14 protein-coding genes are annotated in these 19,198 nt (G+C 67.6%); all 14 read left to right on the forward strand.

Features of this window, described 5'->3' with window-relative positions; genetic code table 11:
• Positions 1 to 156: 156 nt before the first annotated feature.
• Positions 157 to 549, forward strand: coding sequence for a 50S ribosomal protein L7/L12 (gene rplL, locus H0488_RS09080; RefSeq protein ID WP_183098957.1), 393 nt, complete (start codon positions 157 to 159; stop codon positions 547 to 549).
• A gap of 257 nt (positions 550 to 806) precedes the next feature.
• Positions 807 to 1,757, forward strand: coding sequence for an ABC transporter ATP-binding protein (locus tag H0488_RS09085; protein ID WP_183098958.1), 951 nt, complete (start codon positions 807 to 809; stop codon positions 1,755 to 1,757).
• Positions 1,758 to 1,766: 9 nt separating this feature from the next.
• Complete coding sequence (locus tag H0488_RS09090; RefSeq protein ID WP_183098959.1) at positions 1,767 to 2,549, forward strand: MlaE family ABC transporter permease; 783 nt, start codon at positions 1,767 to 1,769, stop codon at positions 2,547 to 2,549.
• Between the two features lie 13 nt (positions 2,550 to 2,562).
• Complete coding sequence (locus tag H0488_RS09095; protein WP_183098960.1) at positions 2,563 to 3,390, forward strand: MlaE family ABC transporter permease; 828 nt, start codon at positions 2,563 to 2,565, stop codon at positions 3,388 to 3,390.
• 7 nt (positions 3,391 to 3,397) lie between these two features.
• On the forward strand, positions 3,398 to 4,672 hold the full coding sequence (locus tag H0488_RS09100) for an MCE family protein (RefSeq protein ID WP_246371679.1): 1,275 nt from the start codon (positions 3,398 to 3,400) through the stop codon (positions 4,670 to 4,672).
• Positions 4,672 to 5,706, forward strand: coding sequence for an MCE family protein (locus H0488_RS09105; protein ID WP_183098961.1), 1,035 nt, complete (start codon positions 4,672 to 4,674; stop codon positions 5,704 to 5,706). The genes H0488_RS09100 and H0488_RS09105 overlap by 1 nt, the downstream gene beginning before the upstream one ends.
• Positions 5,703 to 6,683: an MCE family protein gene (locus H0488_RS09110; RefSeq protein ID WP_246371682.1), complete on the forward strand. Its 981-nt coding sequence runs from the start codon at positions 5,703 to 5,705 to the stop codon at positions 6,681 to 6,683. Before H0488_RS09105 ends, H0488_RS09110 begins: the two co-directional genes overlap by 4 nt.
• The gene (locus H0488_RS09115; RefSeq protein WP_183098962.1) at positions 6,680 to 7,828 is read left to right on the forward strand and encodes an MCE family protein; all 1,149 of its coding nucleotides are present in this window, start codon (positions 6,680 to 6,682) and stop codon (positions 7,826 to 7,828) included. The genes H0488_RS09110 and H0488_RS09115 overlap by 4 nt, the downstream gene beginning before the upstream one ends.
• The gene (locus tag H0488_RS09120) at positions 7,825 to 9,258 is read left to right on the forward strand and encodes an MCE family protein (protein ID WP_183098963.1); all 1,434 of its coding nucleotides are present in this window, start codon (positions 7,825 to 7,827) and stop codon (positions 9,256 to 9,258) included. Before H0488_RS09115 ends, H0488_RS09120 begins: the two co-directional genes overlap by 4 nt.
• Positions 9,255 to 10,556, forward strand: a complete 1,302-nt coding sequence (locus H0488_RS09125; protein ID WP_183098964.1) for an MCE family protein — start codon at positions 9,255 to 9,257, stop codon at positions 10,554 to 10,556. The genes H0488_RS09120 and H0488_RS09125 overlap by 4 nt, the downstream gene beginning before the upstream one ends.
• Entirely contained in the window at positions 10,553 to 11,377 is an 825-nt protein-coding gene (locus tag H0488_RS09130) for a hypothetical protein (protein WP_183098965.1), read from the forward strand. Before H0488_RS09125 ends, H0488_RS09130 begins: the two co-directional genes overlap by 4 nt.
• Positions 11,374 to 12,276, forward strand: a complete 903-nt coding sequence (locus H0488_RS09135; RefSeq protein WP_183098966.1) for a J domain-containing protein — start codon at positions 11,374 to 11,376, stop codon at positions 12,274 to 12,276. The genes H0488_RS09130 and H0488_RS09135 overlap by 4 nt, the downstream gene beginning before the upstream one ends.
• A gap of 254 nt (positions 12,277 to 12,530) precedes the next feature.
• A complete protein-coding gene (rpoB, locus tag H0488_RS09140; RefSeq protein WP_183098967.1) occupies positions 12,531 to 16,019 on the forward strand; it encodes a DNA-directed RNA polymerase subunit beta in 3,489 nt (1,162 codons plus the stop codon).
• Positions 16,020 to 16,135: 116 nt separating this feature from the next.
• Positions 16,136 to 19,198 (forward strand): DNA-directed RNA polymerase subunit beta' (locus tag H0488_RS09145; protein WP_183098968.1); only part of this gene is annotated, 3,063 nt, incomplete at its 3' end.

A 19,198-nucleotide genomic window follows, 5' to 3' on the forward strand; every position in this document is an offset into this window, starting at 1 on the left:
CTCCTGAGGAGCCCGTCGCCGCGGACGACACGGCCGCCTCTGACGAGGGCGACACCGCCGAGGCCTGAGCCTCGGTCAACCACCTGAATATCCATCAAGAAGGCCCCGGCTCGACCGCATCGCGCGGCCGGCCACCAAACGGAAGGAAACGCCATCATGGCGAAGCTCACCACTGACGAGCTGCTTGACGCGTTCAAGGAGATGACCCTCATCGAGCTCTCCGAGTTCGTGAAGCAGTTCGAGGAGACCTTCGGCGTCACCGCTGCCGCTCCGGTCGCCGTTGCTGCTGCCCCCGCCGCCGGCGGTGCCGCTGCGGGCGGCGACGAGGCTGCTGCGCAGGACGAGTTCGACGTCATCCTCGAGTCCGCCGGTGACAAGAAGATCAACGTCATCAAGGAGGTCCGTGCGCTGACCTCCCTCGGTCTGAAGGAGGCGAAGGACCTCGTCGAGGCCGCGCCGAAGGCCGTGCTCGAGAAGGCCACCAAGGACGCTGCGGAGAAGGCCAAGGAGGCGCTCGAGGGCGCCGGCGCCACCGTCACCCTCAAGTGACGCTCTGACGTTCCTGCGAGAGGCGGGTCCCCGACGAGGGGGCCCGCCTCCCGTCTTTTTCCGGCCAGACCTACTCGCGGGTAGCCGAACGGGTGACACTCTGTCTCGTATTCGGACCGGACGTGACGTGCGACACCGTTTCCGCGTAACGTGCGCCTCGCGGCTGCGTTGTTCCCTCGCAGCCGCGTGTGGGTTGTGGCACTCCGGCCGGGGTGCCGGACTCCGGTTGGGCCAGCGAAGGTGAGGAAGAGGTCAGCATGGGCGTCGATGTCGCAGTGACGAACTTGTCGAAGTCGTTCGGCAAGCAGCTCATCTGGAAGGGCGTGACCCTGACCCTGCCCGCCGGCGAGATCTCAGTCATGCTCGGCCCGTCCGGCACCGGCAAGTCCGTCTTCCTGAAGGCGCTGATCGGTCTGATCAAGCCCGACGAGGGCTCGATCGTGATCGAGGGCACCGACATCGCCTCGTGCTCCGAGAAGGAGCTCTACGAGATCCGCAAGCTGTTCGGCGTGCTGTTCCAGGACGGCGCGATGTTCGGCTCGATGAACCTCTACGACAACGTGGCGTTCCCGCTGCGCGAGCACACCAAGAAGACCGAGTCCGAGATCCGTGACATCGTCATGGAGAAGATGGACCTCGTCGGTCTGCTCGGTGCCGAGTTCAAGCTCCCGGGCGAGATCTCCGGCGGTATGCGCAAGCGCGCCGGCCTGGCACGGGCCCTGGTGCTCGACCCAGAGATCCTGCTCATCGACGAGCCGGACTCCGGTCTCGACCCGGTCCGCACCTCGTTCATCAACCAGCTCTTCGTCGACCTGAACGCCCAGATCGACGCGACGTTCCTGATCGTGACGCACGACGTCAACAGCGTCCGGGTGGTGCCCGACCAGATCGGCCTGCTCTACCACAAGCACCTGGCCATGTACGGCCCCCGCGAGATGCTGCTGTCCTCCGACGAGCCGGTGGTCGCCCAGTTCCTCAACGCCCAGACGATCGGGCCGATCGGCATGTCGGAGGAGAAGGACGCCGACCAGCTCGCGGCCGAGGCGGACATCAAGCTGCCGCCGCTGCCGCCGATCCCGCTCCAGCTCGAGCCGTCGAACGGCATCCCGCGTCGGGCCCAGCGCCCGCCGGGCGAGTGGTGCCGGCTGAACGGCATCACGCCACCTCCGGGGTCGTTCACCCCCACGGCCGCAACATCGATGGGCTGAGGATCGCAGGTGTCCTCTACGGCCGCACGGGTTCTCGCGCCGGTCGGCACCGCGGGCAAGCTCTTCGCCTTCGGACTCGACGTGGCGCGGGGGCTCTTCAAGCGCCCCTTCCAGCTGCGTGAGTTCCTGCAGCAGGCGTGGTTCATCGCCTCGGTCACGATCATCCCGACCGCTCTCGTGGCCATCCCCTTCGGCGCTGTCATCGCGCTCCAGGTGGGTGGCCTGATCAAGCAGTTCGGCGCGCAGTCGTTCACCGGCTCCGCGTCCGTGCTCGCGGTCATCCAGCAGGCCGGGCCGATCGCGACCGCACTGCTGATCGCGGGTGCCGGTGGCTCGGCGATCGCCGCCGACCTGGGTGCCCGCAAGATCCGCGAAGAGCTCGACGCGATGATGGTGCTCGGCATCGACCCGATCCAGCGTCTGGTCGCACCCCGCGTGCTCGCCTGCATGCTCGTCGCCGTCTTCCTCAACGGCATGGTCAGCGTCGTCGGTGTCGCCGGCGGCTACGTCTTCAACGTGATCCTCCAGGACGGCACCCCCGGCGCCTACCTCGCGAGCTTCACCGCCCTGGCCCAGCTGCCCGACGTCTGGATCGGCATGGTCAAGGCCCTGGTGTTCGGACTCATCGCCGCGATCGTCGCCTCCTACAAGGGCATGAACGCGGCCGGTGGCCCGAAGGGCGTCGGTGACGCGGTGAACGAGTCCGTGGTCATCACGTTCCTGCTCCTGTTCGTCGTCAACTTCACTCTGAGCACGATTTACCTGCAAATCGTGCCCCCGAAGACCGGTTAGCGGGGACACGGACATGGCGAACGCGAAAGCGATCTACGAGAGGCCGCTCAAGGGCCTCGACAACCTCGGCCACGAGCTGGCGTTCTACATCCGCGTCATCCTCGCGGTGCCGCGCACCATCTCGCACTACCCGCGCGAGATCGTGCGGCTGCTGGCCGAGGTCACCCTCGGGTCCGGCGCCCTGGCCGTGATCGGCGGCACCATCGGCGTCATCCTCGGCATGACGTTCTTCACCGGTGCCCAGGTCGGCCTCTCCGGCTACGCCGCGCTCAACCAGCTCGGCACCGCAGCCTTCGCGGGCTTCGTGTCGGCCTACTTCAACACGCGTGAGATCGCGCCGCTGGTCGCGGGCATCGCCCTCGCGGCGACGGTCGGCTGCGGCTTCACCGCCCAGCTCGGCGCGATGCGGATCTCCGAGGAGGTCGACGCGCTCGAGGTGATGGCGATCCCGTCGATGCGCTTCCTCGTCGCGACCCGGGTCGTGGCCGGCCTGATCGCGATCGTCCCGCTCTACGTCGTGGGCCTGCTGTCGTCGTACGTCGCCAGCCGGCTGGTCGTGACCGGCTACTACGGGCAGTCGGCGGGCACCTACGACCATTACTTCAACCAGTTCCTCCCACCCGGCGACGTCTTGTGGTCGTTCGGGAAGGTGCTGGTCTTCTCGGTGGTCGTCATCCTGATCCACTGCTACCACGGCTACACGGCGTCCGGCGGACCTGCCGGCGTGGGTGTCGCGGTGGGCCGTGCCGTCCGGACGAGCATCGTGGCGATCAACGTGATCGACCTGTTCTTGTCCATGGCGATCTGGGGCACCACGACGACTGTCAGGTTGGCGGGGTGATGGGACGATGCTGAACAAGGCCATGGCCCAGACGAAGACGCTGGGCATCATCTTCATCGCCCTGCTGGTCTTCGGCGTGTGGCTGACCTACGCGATCTTCACCAAGAAGTTCGCCGACTACGACGAGGTCACCCTCGAGACGTCGTCGGTCGGCCTCCAGCTCCCCCTGCGTGCCGACGTCAAGATCCGCGGCGTGATCGTGGGCGAGGTGCTCGAGACCGAGGCCGGAGCCGACGGTGCGAAGGTGACGCTCGGCATCTACCCCGACCAGCGGGACTCGATCCCGGCCAACGTCACCGGGGCGATCGTGCCCAAGACGCTGTTCGGCGAGAAGTACATCTCGCTCGTCATCCCGAAGACCGGTGCCTCCGGCACCATCGAGGCCGGCGACACCATCACCAAGACCGACATGGGCACGGAGGTCGAGGAGGTCCTCAACGACCTCTACCCGCTGTTGCGCGCGGTCCAGCCCGCCGACCTCAACGCGACGCTCTCGGCGCTGGCCACTGCGCTCGAGGGCCGGGGCTCGCAGCTCGGTGAGAACCTCGAGACGGTCGACTCCTACCTCAAGCGAATCAACCCGCAGATCCCCGCGCTCGTCGAGGACCTCCGGCTGACCGCGCAGGTCTCCGACCTGTACGCCGACATCCTCCCCGAGGTCGCTCAGATCCTCGACGACACCGTCGTCACCACCGGCACCTTCGAGGAGAAGGAAGCGACGCTGAACGCCGCGCTCCGCGACATCCGAGCGTTCTCCGAGACCGCGCGCGGCTTCCTCGCCCGCAACGGAGCACTCATCGACGAGGCCAACGACCTGTCCACGATCCAGCTGGAGCTCCTGGCCCGCTACTCACCGGAGTTCCCCTGCGTGTTCAAGGCCCTGACCAACATCTCGCCGCGGATCGCGGAGTCCTTCCGGGGCTTCGAGCTGCACATCGTGCTCGAGACGCTGCCGAACCAGCCGCGCGCCTACACGGTGAACGACCGCCCGGTGTTCGGCGACACCCGTGGCCCCGAGTGCTACAACCTGCCCAACCCACCGTGGAACCAGCAGAACCCGTTCACCGACGTCCCGAACTTCAACGACGGTGTCGACGAGCCCACCGGCAAGGGCACGATGCGGGTCGCCCCCGGCTTCGAGAGCGCCGTCGGCTACCGCGGCACCCCTGACGACGTCGCCGCGCTGCGGCGCCTGCTGGCGCAGACGTACGGCGACGAGGCGGACTCCGGACTCGGCGTGATGCTCGCCGGCCCGATCGTCGCCGAGGCAGGTGATCGGTGATGCCACTGCTGGACAAGAGGACGTCGGGTGACCTGGTCCGACTGGTCATCTTCATGGTGACCACCGGCCTGGCGACCGGACTGCTCGTGATCACGATCGGCAACCTGTCGTTCGGTGCGACCAAGGAGTACAAGGCCGAGTTCGCCGACGCGACCGGCCTGGTCAGCGGCGACGACATCCGGGTCGCCGGCGTCAAGGTCGGCAACGTCCAGGACATCGAGATCTCCGACGACAACCGCGCGATCGTCACCTTCTCCGTCGATGCCGACACCCCGCTCGACGACGCCACCAACGCCACCATCCGCTTCCGCAACCTGATCGGCCAGCGCTACATCGCGCTGACCCAGGAGGGCAACGGCGGCGACGAGCTCGGCGAGGGAGACACGATCCCGATCACCCGCACCCAGCCGGCGCTCGACCTGACGGTGCTGTTCAACGGGTTCAAGCCGCTCTTCGAGGCGCTGTCGCCCGACGACATCAACAAGCTCTCCTACGAGATCGTCCAGGTGTTCCAGGGCGAGGGCAGCACCGTCGAGAGCCTGCTGGGGAGCACCGCCTCGCTGACCCAGGCCCTGGCCGACCGCGACCAGGTGATCGGCGACCTGCTCGAGAACCTCTCGTTCGTCCTCGACCACGTCGCTGACCGCGACGACCAGCTGACCGACCTGATCCGCAGCTTCCGCGACCTCGTGGGTGGCCTGAAGGAGGACCGCGAGGCGATCCTCTCCTCGCTCGACGGGATCTCCGAGCTCGCGGTCGAGACGGCCGGTCTGGTCGACGACATCCGTGAGCCGCTCGTCCGCGACATCAAGGAAGCCCGCCAGCTGGCTGAGCTCCTCGACCGCAACAAGGGAGAGATCGACCGCTTGCTCCAGGTCATGCCGATCAAGCTCAACAAGTACGGCCGCACCGGCACCTACGGCTCCTGGTTCAACTTCTACCTCTGCCACTTCAAGGCCAAGGTCCGGATCGGCGGCACGGTGCTGGCCGAACCGGTCTACGACGTCGGCGCTGCGAGGTGTGACCTCCCATGAGCATGAAGCCCTTCCGCGAGCGCAACCCGGTCGTCGTCGGTGCGGTGAGCATCGCCGCCCTGCTGCTGATGCTGGTCGCGGCGTTCCGCGCGCAGGACCTGCCCCTCATCGGCGGTGGCGACACCTACTACGCCGAGTTCTCCGAGGCCGGCGGGCTCAAGGTCAACGACGAGGTTCGGCTGGCCGGTGTCCGCATCGGCAAGGTCAACTCGCTCGAGCTCGAGGACGGCAAGGTCAAGGTCGGGTTCCAGATCAGGACCGACGCCAAGATGGGTGACGACACGCACGCGGCGATCAAGGTGAAGACGATCCTCGGGTCGATGTTCCTCGCCATCGAGCCGGCCGGCGGCGGCGAGCTGGAGGAGGGCGACACGATCCCGGTCGAGCGCACGAGCTCGCCGTACGACGTCGTGGAGGCCTTCGAGGGCCTCGCCGAGACCTCCGCCGACATCGACACCGACCAGCTGGCAGCGTCGCTGACCACACTCGCCGACCTCACCCGGAACACCCCTGAGGAGTTCCGCGCGGCGCTCGACGGTGTCTCCGCCTTGTCGCAGGTCGTGGCCGCACGCGACGACGAGATCAACTCCCTGCTCACCAACCTCGAGCGGGTGTCCAACGTGCTCGACGCGCGGGACGAGGACATCATCAGGCTGATGAGCGACGCGGACGTGTTGTTCGAGGCTCTGTTGCAGCGGCGCGACGCCATCCACGACCTCCTGGTCTCGACGGTCACCCTGAGCCAGGAGCTGACCGCGCTGGTGCGCCAGTCGCGCGCCGACCTCAAGCCGGCCCTGCGACACCTCGAGTCCGTGCTCGCCGTGATCAACAAGAACGAGGACAACTTGGACCGGTCGCTGGAGCTGATGGCCCCCTTCTACCGGATCTTCGCCAACGTCTTCGGCAACGGACCGTGGTGGGACACCTACATCCAGAACATGCCTCCGATCTCCGGACCGGGTGGTGGTATCGGATGAGTGACAAGCTGCAGCGCTTCCTGCCCCTGATCGTGATCGGCGCGCTGATCGCGGCGGCCGCCTTCTGGTTCTTCGGTTCCGGTGGCGGGACCAAGACCGTGACGGCGTACTTCCCGCGCACCGTCTCGGTCTACGAGGGCAGCGACGTCCGTGTGCTCGGCGTCCCGGTCGGCAAGGTCGAGACCGTCGACCCGGAGGGGACCCAGGTCAAGGTGGTGATGACCTACGACGAGGAGATCCAGATCCCGCAGGACGCCAAGGCCGTCATCGTCTCCCCGGCCGTCGTCGGTGACCGCTACATCCAGCTCACGCCCGCCTACGAGAGCGGCCCGGAGCTGGCGGACAACACGGTGCTCGAGGCGGACCGGACCGCGATCCCGCTCGAGCTGGACGAGATCTACGGCAGCCTCGACGAGCTGACCGTCGCCCTCGGCCCCACCGGGGCCAACGAGAACGGCGCACTGACCGACCTGCTCGAGGTGACGGCCCGGAACTTCGGTGGCCAGGGCGCCAGCTTCCGGCAGACCATCGCGGACTTCAGCGACCTGAGCGGCACCCTCGAGAACAACAAGGAGGAGCTCTTCTCCTCCGCCGAGCGGCTGCAGGCGTTCATCGAGACCCTTGCCGAGAACGACTCCACGGTCCGCGACTTCAACCAGTCCCTCGGCGACGTCTCAGAGCTCCTGTCGGAGGAGAGCGACGAGCTGACCTCTGCACTGGCGAACCTCGGTGTCGCGCTCGACGTCGTCGGGAGCTTCATCCAGGAGAACCGCGCGTCCCTGGGCCGCAACATCCGCGGGATCAACCGGGTGGCCAAGCTGCTGGTCAAGCACCGGGAGGACCTCAACACGATCCTGCGGGCCGCCCCGCTGGCCCTCAACAACCTGGGTCTCGGCTACAACCCCCAGACCGGCACGCTCGACTCCAACGCCAACATCGGCAACACGATCCACAACCTCGAGAGCGACCCTGCGCTCCTGCTGTGCGGGTTGGTCTCGGCCAACGACCCGGACGGCGAGATCTGCGACCTGATCGAGGGCCTGCCGCTGCCTCGTACGGCGCCGCTCGGTGCCGGAACGGGTTCACGGTCCGACGACGAGCCCTACGACCCCACGCTCAACGGCCTCGTGGAGGTGGACCGATGAGCCGCCGACTGCGGACGAGCGGGGCGCTCCTCGCCGGCGCACTCCTGCTGACCGGGTGTGAGTTCGACGTCTACCAGATGCCGCTCCCGGGTGGCGCTGACGTCGGCGACGACCCGATCACGGTCACGGTGGAGTTCGAGGACGTGCTCGACCTGGTGCCGAAGTCGTCGGTGAAGGTGAGCGACGTAACCGTCGGTCAGGTCAGCGACGTCGAGCTCGACGGCTACACCGCGATCGTCACGATCGAGCTCCGCAACGACACCGGGCTCCCCGACAACGCGGTGGCCCAGATCCGCCAGACCAGCCTCCTCGGCGAGAAGTTCGTCTCGCTCGAGGCGCCGGAGAGCAACCCGTCGGACGAGCCACTCGACGAGGGCGACACGATCCCGCTCGAGGACACCGGTCGCAACCCCGAGGTCGAGGAGGTGCTCGGTGCGCTGAGCCTGGTCCTCAACGGCGGGGGCGTCGCACAGCTCAAGACCATCGCCGAGGAGCTCAACCTCGCCCTCGAGGGGCGCGAGGACTCCGCCAAGTCGGTCCTGACCCAGATCGAGTCGCTGGTCTCCCAGCTCGACGACCGCAAGGGCGACATCATCGACGCCATCGAGGCGCTCAACCGGCTCGCCCTCGGCGCGCGTGAGCACCAGGACAGCATCGACCAGGCGCTCGAGGAGCTTCCGAGCGCGCTCGACTCGATCGGCCGCCAGCGCCAGGACCTGGTCCGGATGCTGCAGGGCCTCAACGAGCTCAGCGATGTCGGTGTGCAGGTCATCCAGCAGACCGAGGAGTCGACGCTCAGCACCCTGAGGAACCTGCAGCCGGTGCTCAACGAGCTCAACAACGCCGGTCAGTCGTTCGTCGACGCGCTCCACATCTTCTACAGCTTCCCGTTCGCCGACGACATCATCGGCCGGGACCCCGCCGTCGCCCGCAACCTGCACTTCGGCGACTACGTGAACCTGTCGGTCGAGCTCGACCTCAACCTCAACGAGATCTCCCAGGTCGCCTGCGTGCCGTTCAGCCTGCTGCCCGACGGCACCCCGCTCGACGAGCTGGCCGACATCCCGGACCTGTGCGCCGGTGTGCTCGACGCGCTGCAGAGCTGCGTGCGGGTCCCACCGGACGCTCAGGCGTGCGGCCAGCTGCCCGACTACCTGCTCGACGAGGTCTGCGACGCGGTCAACCTGCCGGCACTGTGCGGCCTGCTGCCGCGCAACGACGACTCCTCCGGGCAGGCCAACAACCAGGGCACGAACATCGAGGACCTCCTCGACGGCGTCGTCGGCAACCTCGGCGGGGTGCTGCCCCGCCCCGCGCCGACCCTCACCGGGGTCGACCGTGAGCTGTGGAACCAGCGCTACGACGACACCGACGCGGACCTCGCGCTGTTCCTGGCGGCTCCGGTCACCGGTCAAGAGGTGGCACCGTGATCACCCGCCGCACGAAGGTCCAGCTGCTCGTCTTCGTGATCATCACGCTGCTGGGTGTCACCTTCGTGGGCGCGCGCTACGCCAAGCTCGACCGGTTCTTCGTCGACCAGAGCTACACGGTCGTGGCGCACTACCCGGAGTCCGGCGGCATCTTCGCCGGCGGTGAAGTGACCTACCGCGGGATCGGCATCGGCCGGGTGAGCGAGCTCGAGCTCACCGACGACGGGGTCGACGTCTACCTCGAGATCGACAACGAGTGGGACGAGATCCCGGCCGACACCCTCGCGCTGGTGGGCAACCGGTCGGCGGTGGGCGAGCAGTACGTCGAGCTCCAGCCCAACGCCGACGACGAGGACGGGCCCTACCTGGAGGAGGGCTCGGAGATCACCGAGGTCGCGATCCCGATCCAGACCGAGAAGCTGCTGGGTGACATCGCGCGCACCGTCAGCAGCGTCGACCAGGAGGCCCTGCGCACCACCGTCCGCGAGCTCGGGATCGCCTTCGCCGGCACCGGCGACGACCTGCAGCGGATCATCGACACCGGCAACTCGTTCATCGAGACGGCCAACGCGAACTTCGACATCACCACCGCCCTGATCCGCGACTCCAACACCGTGCTGCAGACCCAGGTCGACTCCGGCAACTCCCTGCGCACCTTCGCCAGCGAGCTCCGCGTCTTCTCGCGGGCGATGGTCGGGGCCGACGCGGACCTGCGCCGGGTGATCGACAGCGGTTCGTTCACCGCCAACCAGCTGCGCACCTTCCTGGAGCAGAACGAGGCCGAGCTCTCCGACCTGCTCAACAACGTGGTCACCACCGGCCGGGTCGTGGTCCAGAACCTTCGCGGCGTGCAGTCCGTCCTGATCGCCTACCCGATCCTGCTCGAGGGCTCCTTCGGCGTCACCGCCAAGAACCCGCAGACGGGCCTCTACGACGCGCACATCGGCCTGATCATCACCGACACGCCGGTCTGCTACGACGGCTACGAGCGCACCGACACCCGCGCCCCGCAGAACCTCGAGGACCGTCCGATGAACCTCGAGGCGAAGTGCACCGAGCCGCCGACGAAGAGCAACCCGCGTGGCTACCAGAACCTCCCGCGGGTCAAGCCCGACCTCGACGGGCTCCCGGACGCCGGCGAGCAGATGCTGGGCTCCTTCGACCCGGAGACGGGCGAGTTCACCCGGGGAGGGGTGCAACCCTCCTTGGCACCGAGCGGTAACGTGGCGCCGCCGCCGCTCGGAGAGGACTCGTGGAAGTGGCTTTACCTCGAACCACTGCTGGACGCCCGGGAGTGACGGTTTCGCCTGCACGCCGGCGCGCGATCCTCGCGGGGCTGGTCCTGGTGATCGTCGCCTGCCTCACCACGATCGCGGTCATCGTCACCACCCGAGGAGCCGGCGACGGACTCGGCGAGCAGCTGCGCTCGCTGAAGAACGACGAGGTGCCCGCGTCCGCCGAGTCCGAGGACCGCGAGGAGCTGCTGAGCATCTCCCGTGAGTTCGCCACCCGGTTCAACACCTACGACCCCTCGATGCTCGACGACGAGGGACACCTGCCCGACTACGCGGCCGTCGAGGACCTGATGACCCCGAAGTTCGGCGCGGTGTTCACCGAGAACGTCGGGTACGCCGAGCAGACGGTCTCCCAGCTCGGGGTGGCCAGCGTCGGCACCGTCTATGCCGTCGGCGTCGCGTCGCAGGACGACGACTCCGCCGAGGTCCTGGTCGCCGGCACGATCGAGCTGTCGTACCCCTACCCCGACGAGGGCGCGGGCGGTGACGACGGGACCGAGGACGACGGCACCCCCGACGACGGCACCACCGACGACGAGGCCACCGACGACGAGGCCACCGACGACGAGCAGCGGGTCTCGACCGGAGCGCAGCGGTTCCGCTACCAGGTCTCGCTGGCGAAGATCGACGGCGAGTGGCTCGTCGACGACCTCGACGACATCGACGACGGGTTGCCGCCGTTCTCCCAGCCGGGGATCCCCGAGGAGCCGACGTCCCCGGGTGAGTCGCCCTCGACCACGCCGAGCACGCCGCCGAGCACGCAGCCGAGCACGCAGCCGTCCGAGTCGCCGGCCACCGAGCAGTCGACGGAGGAGGGGCGATGAGCGTCAGCCTCTACGACCTGCTCGACGTCGACGAGAGCGCGAGTGTCGACGAGATCCGTGCGGCGTGGAAGGCGGCGATCGCCGACCTCGATCCGACCGACCGCCGGTTCCGGGCCTACAACGACGCGGCCGGGGTGCTGCTCGACGAGGACAAGCGGGCTGCCTACGACGCCGAGCTCGCGGCCGGTCGCGAGGACGAGGCCGTCGTCGAGGCGGCTCCCGCCGAGCAGGACGAGGCGGTCGCCGTCCCAGCTACGGAAGCCGTGACGCCCGCTGAGCCGGACGAGCCAGTTGAGCCGGACGAGCCGGTTGAGCCGGACGAGCCAGTTGAGCCGACGGACGAGCCTGCGACGACGACCGGCCCGCCGGCCTGGGCGCTCCTCGCCGCCGCCGGGGTCGCGGTCGTCTCGATCGCGCTCCTGATCATCGTGCTCGTCTGGCCCGGGAGCCTGGGCGGCACGTCGCCTGCCGACAAGCAGGAGCGGGCCGAGAAGGCGGTGACCACGGCCGAGGACGCCGCGGCCGCGGCGGTCCCGGTGGTGCTGTCCTACGACTACCGCACCATCGACGAGGACTTCGCGGCCGCCGAGGACTACCTCACCGACGAGTTCGCCGCCAAGCGCACGACCCTGTTCGAGCAGGAGGCCGAGGGCGGACTCACCCTGCGGGAGCAGGTCGTCGCCGACAAGGTCGTCGTCACCGCACTGGTCTCGGGCACCGGCATCACCCGGGTGTCCGAGGACGGCAGCCGCGCCACCGTCGTGGTCTACGTCGACCAGGACAGCCAGAAGGGCAAGGCGGCGCCGCGATCGCTGCGGATGTGGGCCACGCTCAGCATGGTCGCCGACGGCGACGACTGGCTGCTCGACGACATCTGCACCGAGGACGATTGCTCCTGATCGGCCGGGCGTGCCGACGAGGCGCGCCGCCGCGACGCTTGACCTGGGCGCGGTCCGCACAGCATGATCCTGCGAAGGCCCGTCCCTGGTCTGAGAACGTCGAGATCAGAGGGTGGTTGCCGGTATTGGTTTGCGCCCTGACTTGGTGTAACGTGGCGCCTTGCGCCTGCCCTCAGATGCGCATTGGCCTGCCCGGTGGCCGATGATGTGGTGGGAGGCGCCAATCAAAGAGCGAAACCGTCGAAGGACACCTCTTGGCCGCGCGCACCTCCCCCGGTAAGCCCCGCATCTCTTTCGCAAAGATCAGTGAAACACTCGAGCTCCCGCAGCTCCTCTCGCTCCAGACCGACAGCTTCGACTGGCTCGTCGGCAACGAGGTCCACCAGGACCGCGTCGTGGCGCGCCGCGCCGCCGGCGAGGACGTCTCCGACAAGTCGGGTCTGACCGAGATCTTCGAGGAGATCTCGCCGATCGAGGACTTCTCCGAGACGATGTCGCTCTCGTTCGAGAACCCGGTCTTCTACGACCCGAAGTACACCGTCGACGAGTGCAAGGAGAAGGACCTCACCTACTCCGCTCCGCTCTACGTCTCCGCCGAGTTCACCAACAACGAGACCGGCGAGATCAAGGGCCAGACCGTCTTCATGGGTGACTTCCCGCTGATGACGCCCAAGGGCACCTTCGTCATCAATGGCACCGAGCGGGTCGTCGTCTCGCAGCTGGTCCGGTCCCCGGGCGTCTACTTCGAGCGCACCGCCGACAAGACGTCCGACAAGGACATCTACACCGCCAAGATGATCCCGAGCCGGGGCGCCTGGCTCGAGTTCGAGATCGACAAGCGCGACATGGTCGGCGTCCGCCTCGACCGCAAGCGCAAGCAGAACGTCACGGTCCTCCTCAAGGCGCTGCAGGCGATCGCCGAGGACACCGGCGAGGCCTACGACTACGAGGCGGTCATGGCCGACCTCCGTCAGTTCGAGTCGATCCAGCTGACCGAGGAGAAGGACAACACCCAGGGTCCGGACGACGCGCTGCTCGACATCTACCGCAAGCTGCGTCCCGGCGAACCGCCGACCCGCGAGGCCGCGCTCACCCTGCTGCGCAACTACTACTTCAACCCGAAGCGCTACGACCTCGCCAAGGTCGGCCGCTACAAGATCAACAAGAAGCTGGGCCAGGACCAGCCGTTCGACCAGCAGACCATGACCATCTCGGACATGGTCGCGACGATCCGCTACATCGTCGCGCTGCACGACGGCCGCACCCACCTCGAGACGCCGCAGGGCAACATCGAGATCAACTCCGACGACATCGACCACTTCGGCAACCGCCGGATGCGGACCGTCGGCGAGCTGATCCAGAACCAGCTGCGCACCGGCCTCGCCCGCATGGAGCGGGTCGTCCGCGAGCGGATGACCACCCAGGACGTCGAGGCGATCACGCCGCAGTCGCTGATCAACATCCGCCCGGTCGTCGCGGCGCTGAAGGAGTTCTTCGGAACCTCGCAGCTCTCGCAGTTCATGGACCAGACCAACCCGATCGCCGGCCTGACGCACAAGCGTCGCCTGTCTGCGCTCGGCCCGGGTGGTCTGTCCCGCGACCGCGCCGGCATGGAGGTCCGCGACGTCCACCCGTCGCACTACGGCCGGATGTGCCCGATCGAGACGCCGGAAGGCCCGAACATCGGTCTCATCGGCTCGCTCGCGTCGTACGGACGGATCAACCCGTTCGGCTTCGTCGAGACGCCGTACCGCAAGGTGAAGGCCGGCAAGGTCACCGACCAGATCGACTACCTCACGGCCGACGACGAGGACAAGTACGTCATCGCGCAGGCCAACGCCGCCCTCGACAAGAACAACAAGTTCTCCGAGGAGCGGGTGCTCGTGCGCCTGCGGCAGGGTGAGGTCTCCGAGGTCCTGGCCGAGGACGTCGACTACATGGACGTCTCGCCCCGGCAGATGGTGTCGGTCGCGACCGCGCTCATCCCGTTCCTCGAGCACGACGACGCCAACCGCGCGCTCATGGGAGCCAACATGCAGCGTCAGGCCGTTCCGCTGATCCGGAGCGACAGCCCGATCGTCGGCACCGGCATCGAGTTCCGCGCCGCGGTCGACGCGGGTGACGTGCTCGTGGCGGTCAAGGGCGGCGTCGTCCAGTCCGTCTCGGCCGAGCTGGTCGACGTGATGAACGACGACGGCACCTACCACAGCTACAAGCTGGCGAAGTTCCGCCGGTCCAACCAGGGCACCTGCATCAACCAGCGTCCGCTGGTGTCGGTCGGTGACCGCCTCGAGGTCGGCTCGCCGATCGCGGACGGCCCCTGCACCGACCAGGCCGAGATGGCGCTCGGCACCAACCTGCTCGTGGCGTTCATGCCGTGGGAGGGCCACAACTACGAGGACGCCATCATCCTCAGCCAGCGGCTGGTCCAGGAGGACGTCCTCACCTCGATCCACATCGAGGAGCACGAGGTCGACGCCCGCGACACGAAGCTCGGTCCGGAGGAGATCACCCGGGACATCCCGAACGTCTCCGAGGAGATGCTGGCCGACCTCGACGAGCGGGGCATCATCCGCATCGGCGCCGAGGTCACGACCGGCGACATCCTGGTCGGCAAGGTCACGCCCAAGGGCGAGACCGAGCTCACCCCGGAGGAGCGGCTGCTCCGCGCGATCTTCGGTGAGAAGGCGCGCGAGGTCCGCGACACCTCGATGAAGGTGCCGCACGGCGAGTCGGGCACCGTCATCGGCGTCCGGGTCTTCGGCCGCGAGGGCGGCGACGAGCTGCCGCCGGGCGTCAACCAGCTGGTGCGGGTCTACGTCGCCCAGAAGCGCAAGATCTCGGTGGGCGACAAGCTCGCCGGCCGCCACGGCAACAAGGGCGTCATCGCGAAGATCCTGCCGGTCGAGGACATGCCGTTCATGGAGGACGGCACCCCGGTCGACGTCGTGCTCAACCCGCTGGGTGTGCCGCGACGGATGAACATCGGCCAGATCCTCGAGCTCCACCTCGGTTGGCTCGGCAAGCAGGGATGGGACATCAACCTGTCCGGCGACCCCGAGAACTCCGACTGGAAGCAGCGGCTGATCTCGATCGGTGCCGACAAGGCCGAGCCGAACACCAAGGTCGCCACGCCGGTCTTCGACGGCGCCCGCGAGGACGAGATCATCGGCCTCCTGGGAGCCACGCTGACCACGCGTGACGGCGACCGGCTGATCGGCGAGAACGGCAAGGCGAGCCTGTTCGACGGGCGCTCCGGTGAGCCGTTCCCCGAGCAGGTGTCGGTGGGCTACATGTACATCCTCAAGCTCCACCACCTCGTCGACGACAAGATCCACGCTCGCTCGACCGGTCCCTACTCGATGATCACCCAGCAGCCGCTCGGCGGTAAGGCCCAGTTCGGTGGCCAGCGCTTCGGTGAGATGGAGGTCTGGGCCATGGAGGCGTACGGCGCTGCCTACGCCCTCCAGGAGCTGCTGACGATCAAGTCGGACGACGTTCCCGGCCGGGTCAAGGTCTACGAGGCGATCGTCAAGGGCGAGAACATCCCCGACTCCGGCATCCCCGAGTCGTTCAAGGTTCTCGTCAAGGAGATGCAGTCGCTCTGCCTCAACGTGGAGGTGCTGTCGCAGGACGGCACGGCCATCGAGATGCGCGACGCGGAGGAGGACGTCTTCCGTGCCGCCGAGGAGCTCGGCATCGACCTGTCCCGCCGCGAGCCCAGCTCCGTCGAAGAAGTCTGAGTGATGCCGCCGCCGGTGGTCTCGTGACAGTCGCAGAGCGACTTCCTCGACCAGCGGCGGCGGGCCTCAGTCCCCAGCCTCACCTTTTCAAGAACTAACGAAGGACAGCAGCCATCGTGCTCGACGTGAACTTCTTCGACCAACTTCAGATCGGCCTGGCCACCGCGGACGACATCCGTACGTGGAGCCACGGCGAGGTCAAGAAGCCGGAGACCATCAACTACCGCACGCTCAAGCCCGAGCGTGACGGCCTCTTCTGCGAGAAGATCTTCGGTCCCACCCGGGACTGGGAGTGCTACTGCGGCAAGTACAAGCGGGTCCGCTTCAAGGGCATCATCTGCGAGCGCTGCGGCGTCGAGGTGACCCGCTCCAAGGTGCGTCGCGAGCGGATGGGCCACATCGAGCTCGCCGCCCCGGTCACCCACATCTGGTACTTCAAGGGTGTCCCGAGCCGGCTCGGCTACCTGCTCGACCTCGCCCCGAAGGACCTCGAGAAGGTCATCTACTTCGCGGCGTACATGATCACCGCCGTCGACGAGGAGGCGCGTCACCGCGACCTCTCCTCGCTCGAGGCCAAGGTGGGCCAGCAGCGCAAGATGCTGACCGACCGCCTCGACCTGGCGATCGCCGACCGCACCAAGAAGCTCGAGGGCGACCTCGAGACCCTCGAGGCCGAGGGTGCCAAGGCCGACCAGAAGCGCAAGGTCAAGGACGGCGCCGAGCGCGAGATGGTGCAGATCCGCAAGCGCTCCGAGGGCGAGATCGCCCGCCTCGACGAGGTCTGGGACACGTTCAAGAACCTCAAGGTTCAGGACCTCATGGGTGACGAGGTGCTGTACCGCGAGATGAAGAACTGGTTCGGCAAGTACTTCGAGGGCCACATGGGCGCCACGGCGATCCAGAAGCGCCTCCAGAACTTCGACATCGAGGCCGAGGTCGAGTCGCTGCGCGACACGATCGCCAACGGCAAGGGCCAGCGCAAGGTCCGCGCACTCAAGCGGCTCAAGGTCGTCGACGCGTTCCGCAAGACCGGCAACAAGCCGGAGGGCATGGTCCTCGACGCCGTCCCGGTCATCCCGCCGGACCTGCGCCCGATGGTGCAGCTCGACGGTGGTCGGTTCGCGACCTCGGACCTGAACGACCTCTACCGTCGCGTGATCAACCGGAACAACCGGCTCAAGCGACTGCTCGACCTCGGCGCGCCCGAGATCATCGTCAACAACGAGAAGCGGATGCTGCAGGAGGCCGTCGACTCGCTGTTCGACAACGGTCGTCGCGGTCGTCCGGTCACCGGCCCGGGCAACCGGCCGCTGAAGTCGCTGTCCGACATGCTCAAGGGCAAGCAGGGTCGCTTCCGGCAGAACCTGCTCGGCAAGCGCGTCGACTACTCGGGTCGTTCGGTCATCGTCTCCGGCCCGCAGCTCAAGCTGCACCAGTGCGGTCTGCCGAAGCAGATGGCGCTCGAGCTCTTCAAGCCGTTCGTGATGAAGCGTCTGGTCGACCTGTCGCACGCTCAGAACATCAAGTCCGCCAAGCGGATGGTCGAGCGCGCCCGTCCGGTCGTGTGGGACGTCCTCGAAGAGGTCATCACCGAGCACCCGGTGCTGCTCAACCGGGCGCCCACCCTGCACCGCCTCGGCATCCAGGCCTTCGAGCCGCAGCTGATCGAGGGCAAGGCCATCCAGATCCACCCGCTCGTCTGCACCGCGTTCAACGCGGACTTCGACGGCGACCAGATGGCGGTGCACCTGCCGCTGTCGGCCGAGGCCCAGGCCGAGGCGCGGATCCTGATGCTGTCGACCAACAACATCCTGAAGCCGTCCGACGGCCGACCGGTCACGATGCCGACCCAGGACATGATCATCGGCCTGTTCTTCCTCACCACCGAGCGTCCGGGATCCGTCGGCGAGGGTCGGTCGTTCTCGTCCCCCGCCGAGGCGATCATGGCGTTCGACCGGGGCGAGATCCTGCTGCAGAGCAAGGTCCGGATCCGGTTCACCGACGCGGTCGTCGAAGGCGCCGTGCCCGGTGAGCCGATCACCCTCGAGACCACGCTGGGCCGGTCGATCTTCAACGACACCCTGCCGGGCGACTACCCCTTCGTGAACTACGAAGTCACCAAGAAGCAGCTCGGCGCGATCGTCAACGACCTCGCCGAGCGCTACGGCAAGGTCGAGGTCGCTGCGTCGCTCGACGCGCTCAAGGACGCCGGCTTCCACTGGGCGACCCGCTCCGGCGTGACGGTGTCGATCGACGACGTGATCACCCCGGGCAACAAGATCGAGATCCTCTCCGGCTACGAGGACAAGGCCGCGAAGATCCAGGTCCAGTTCGAGCGTGGTCTGATCACCGACGACGAGCGTCGCCAGGAGCTCATCGAGATCTGGACCGAGGCGAGCAAGGACGTCTCCAAGGCGATGGTGTCCGCCTTCGAGCAGTCGCCGACCAACCCGATCTACATGCAGGTCTACTCGGGTGCGTCCGGAAACATGAACCAGATCTCGCAGGTCGGGGCCATGCGTGGTCTGGTGGCCAACCCGAAGGGCGAGATCATCCCGCGGCCGATCAAGGCCAACTTCCGCGAGGGTCTGTCCGTGCTGGAGTACTTCATCTCCACCCACGGTGCCCGCAAGGGTCTGGCCGACACGGCGCTGCGGACCGCTGACTCGGGTTACCTCACCCGGCGTCTGGTCGACGTGTCGCAGGACGTCATCATCCGCGAGGACGACTGTGGCACCGAGCGCGGTCTGCCCAAGGTGATCGGCGTCCGCGGCGAGAACGGCGTCGTCACCAAGGACGAGAACGCCGAGACCGCGGCGTACGCCCGGACCTCGGCCGGCGACGTCCTCCACCCGACGACCGGCGAGGTGCTCGCCGCCGCCGGCGACGACCTGGGTGACGTGAAGATCGCCGAGCTGATCGAGGCCGGCATCGAGGAGGTCGTGGTCCGCTCCGTGCTGACCTGCGACGCCCGCACCGGCACCTGCGCGAAGTGCTACGGCCGTTCGCTCGCCACCGGCAAGCTGGTCGACATCGGAGAGGCCGTCGGCATCATCGCCGCACAGTCGATCGGTGAGCCCGGCACGCAGCTGACGATGCGGACCTTCCACACCGGTGGTGTGGCGTCGGCCGACGACATCACGCAGGGTCTGCCCCGCGTGGTCGAGCTCTTCGAGGCC

The organism is Nocardioides pelophilus (assembly GCF_014180685.1).
Taxonomy (GTDB): Bacteria; Actinomycetota; Actinomycetes; order Propionibacteriales; family Nocardioidaceae; genus Nocardioides; species Nocardioides pelophilus.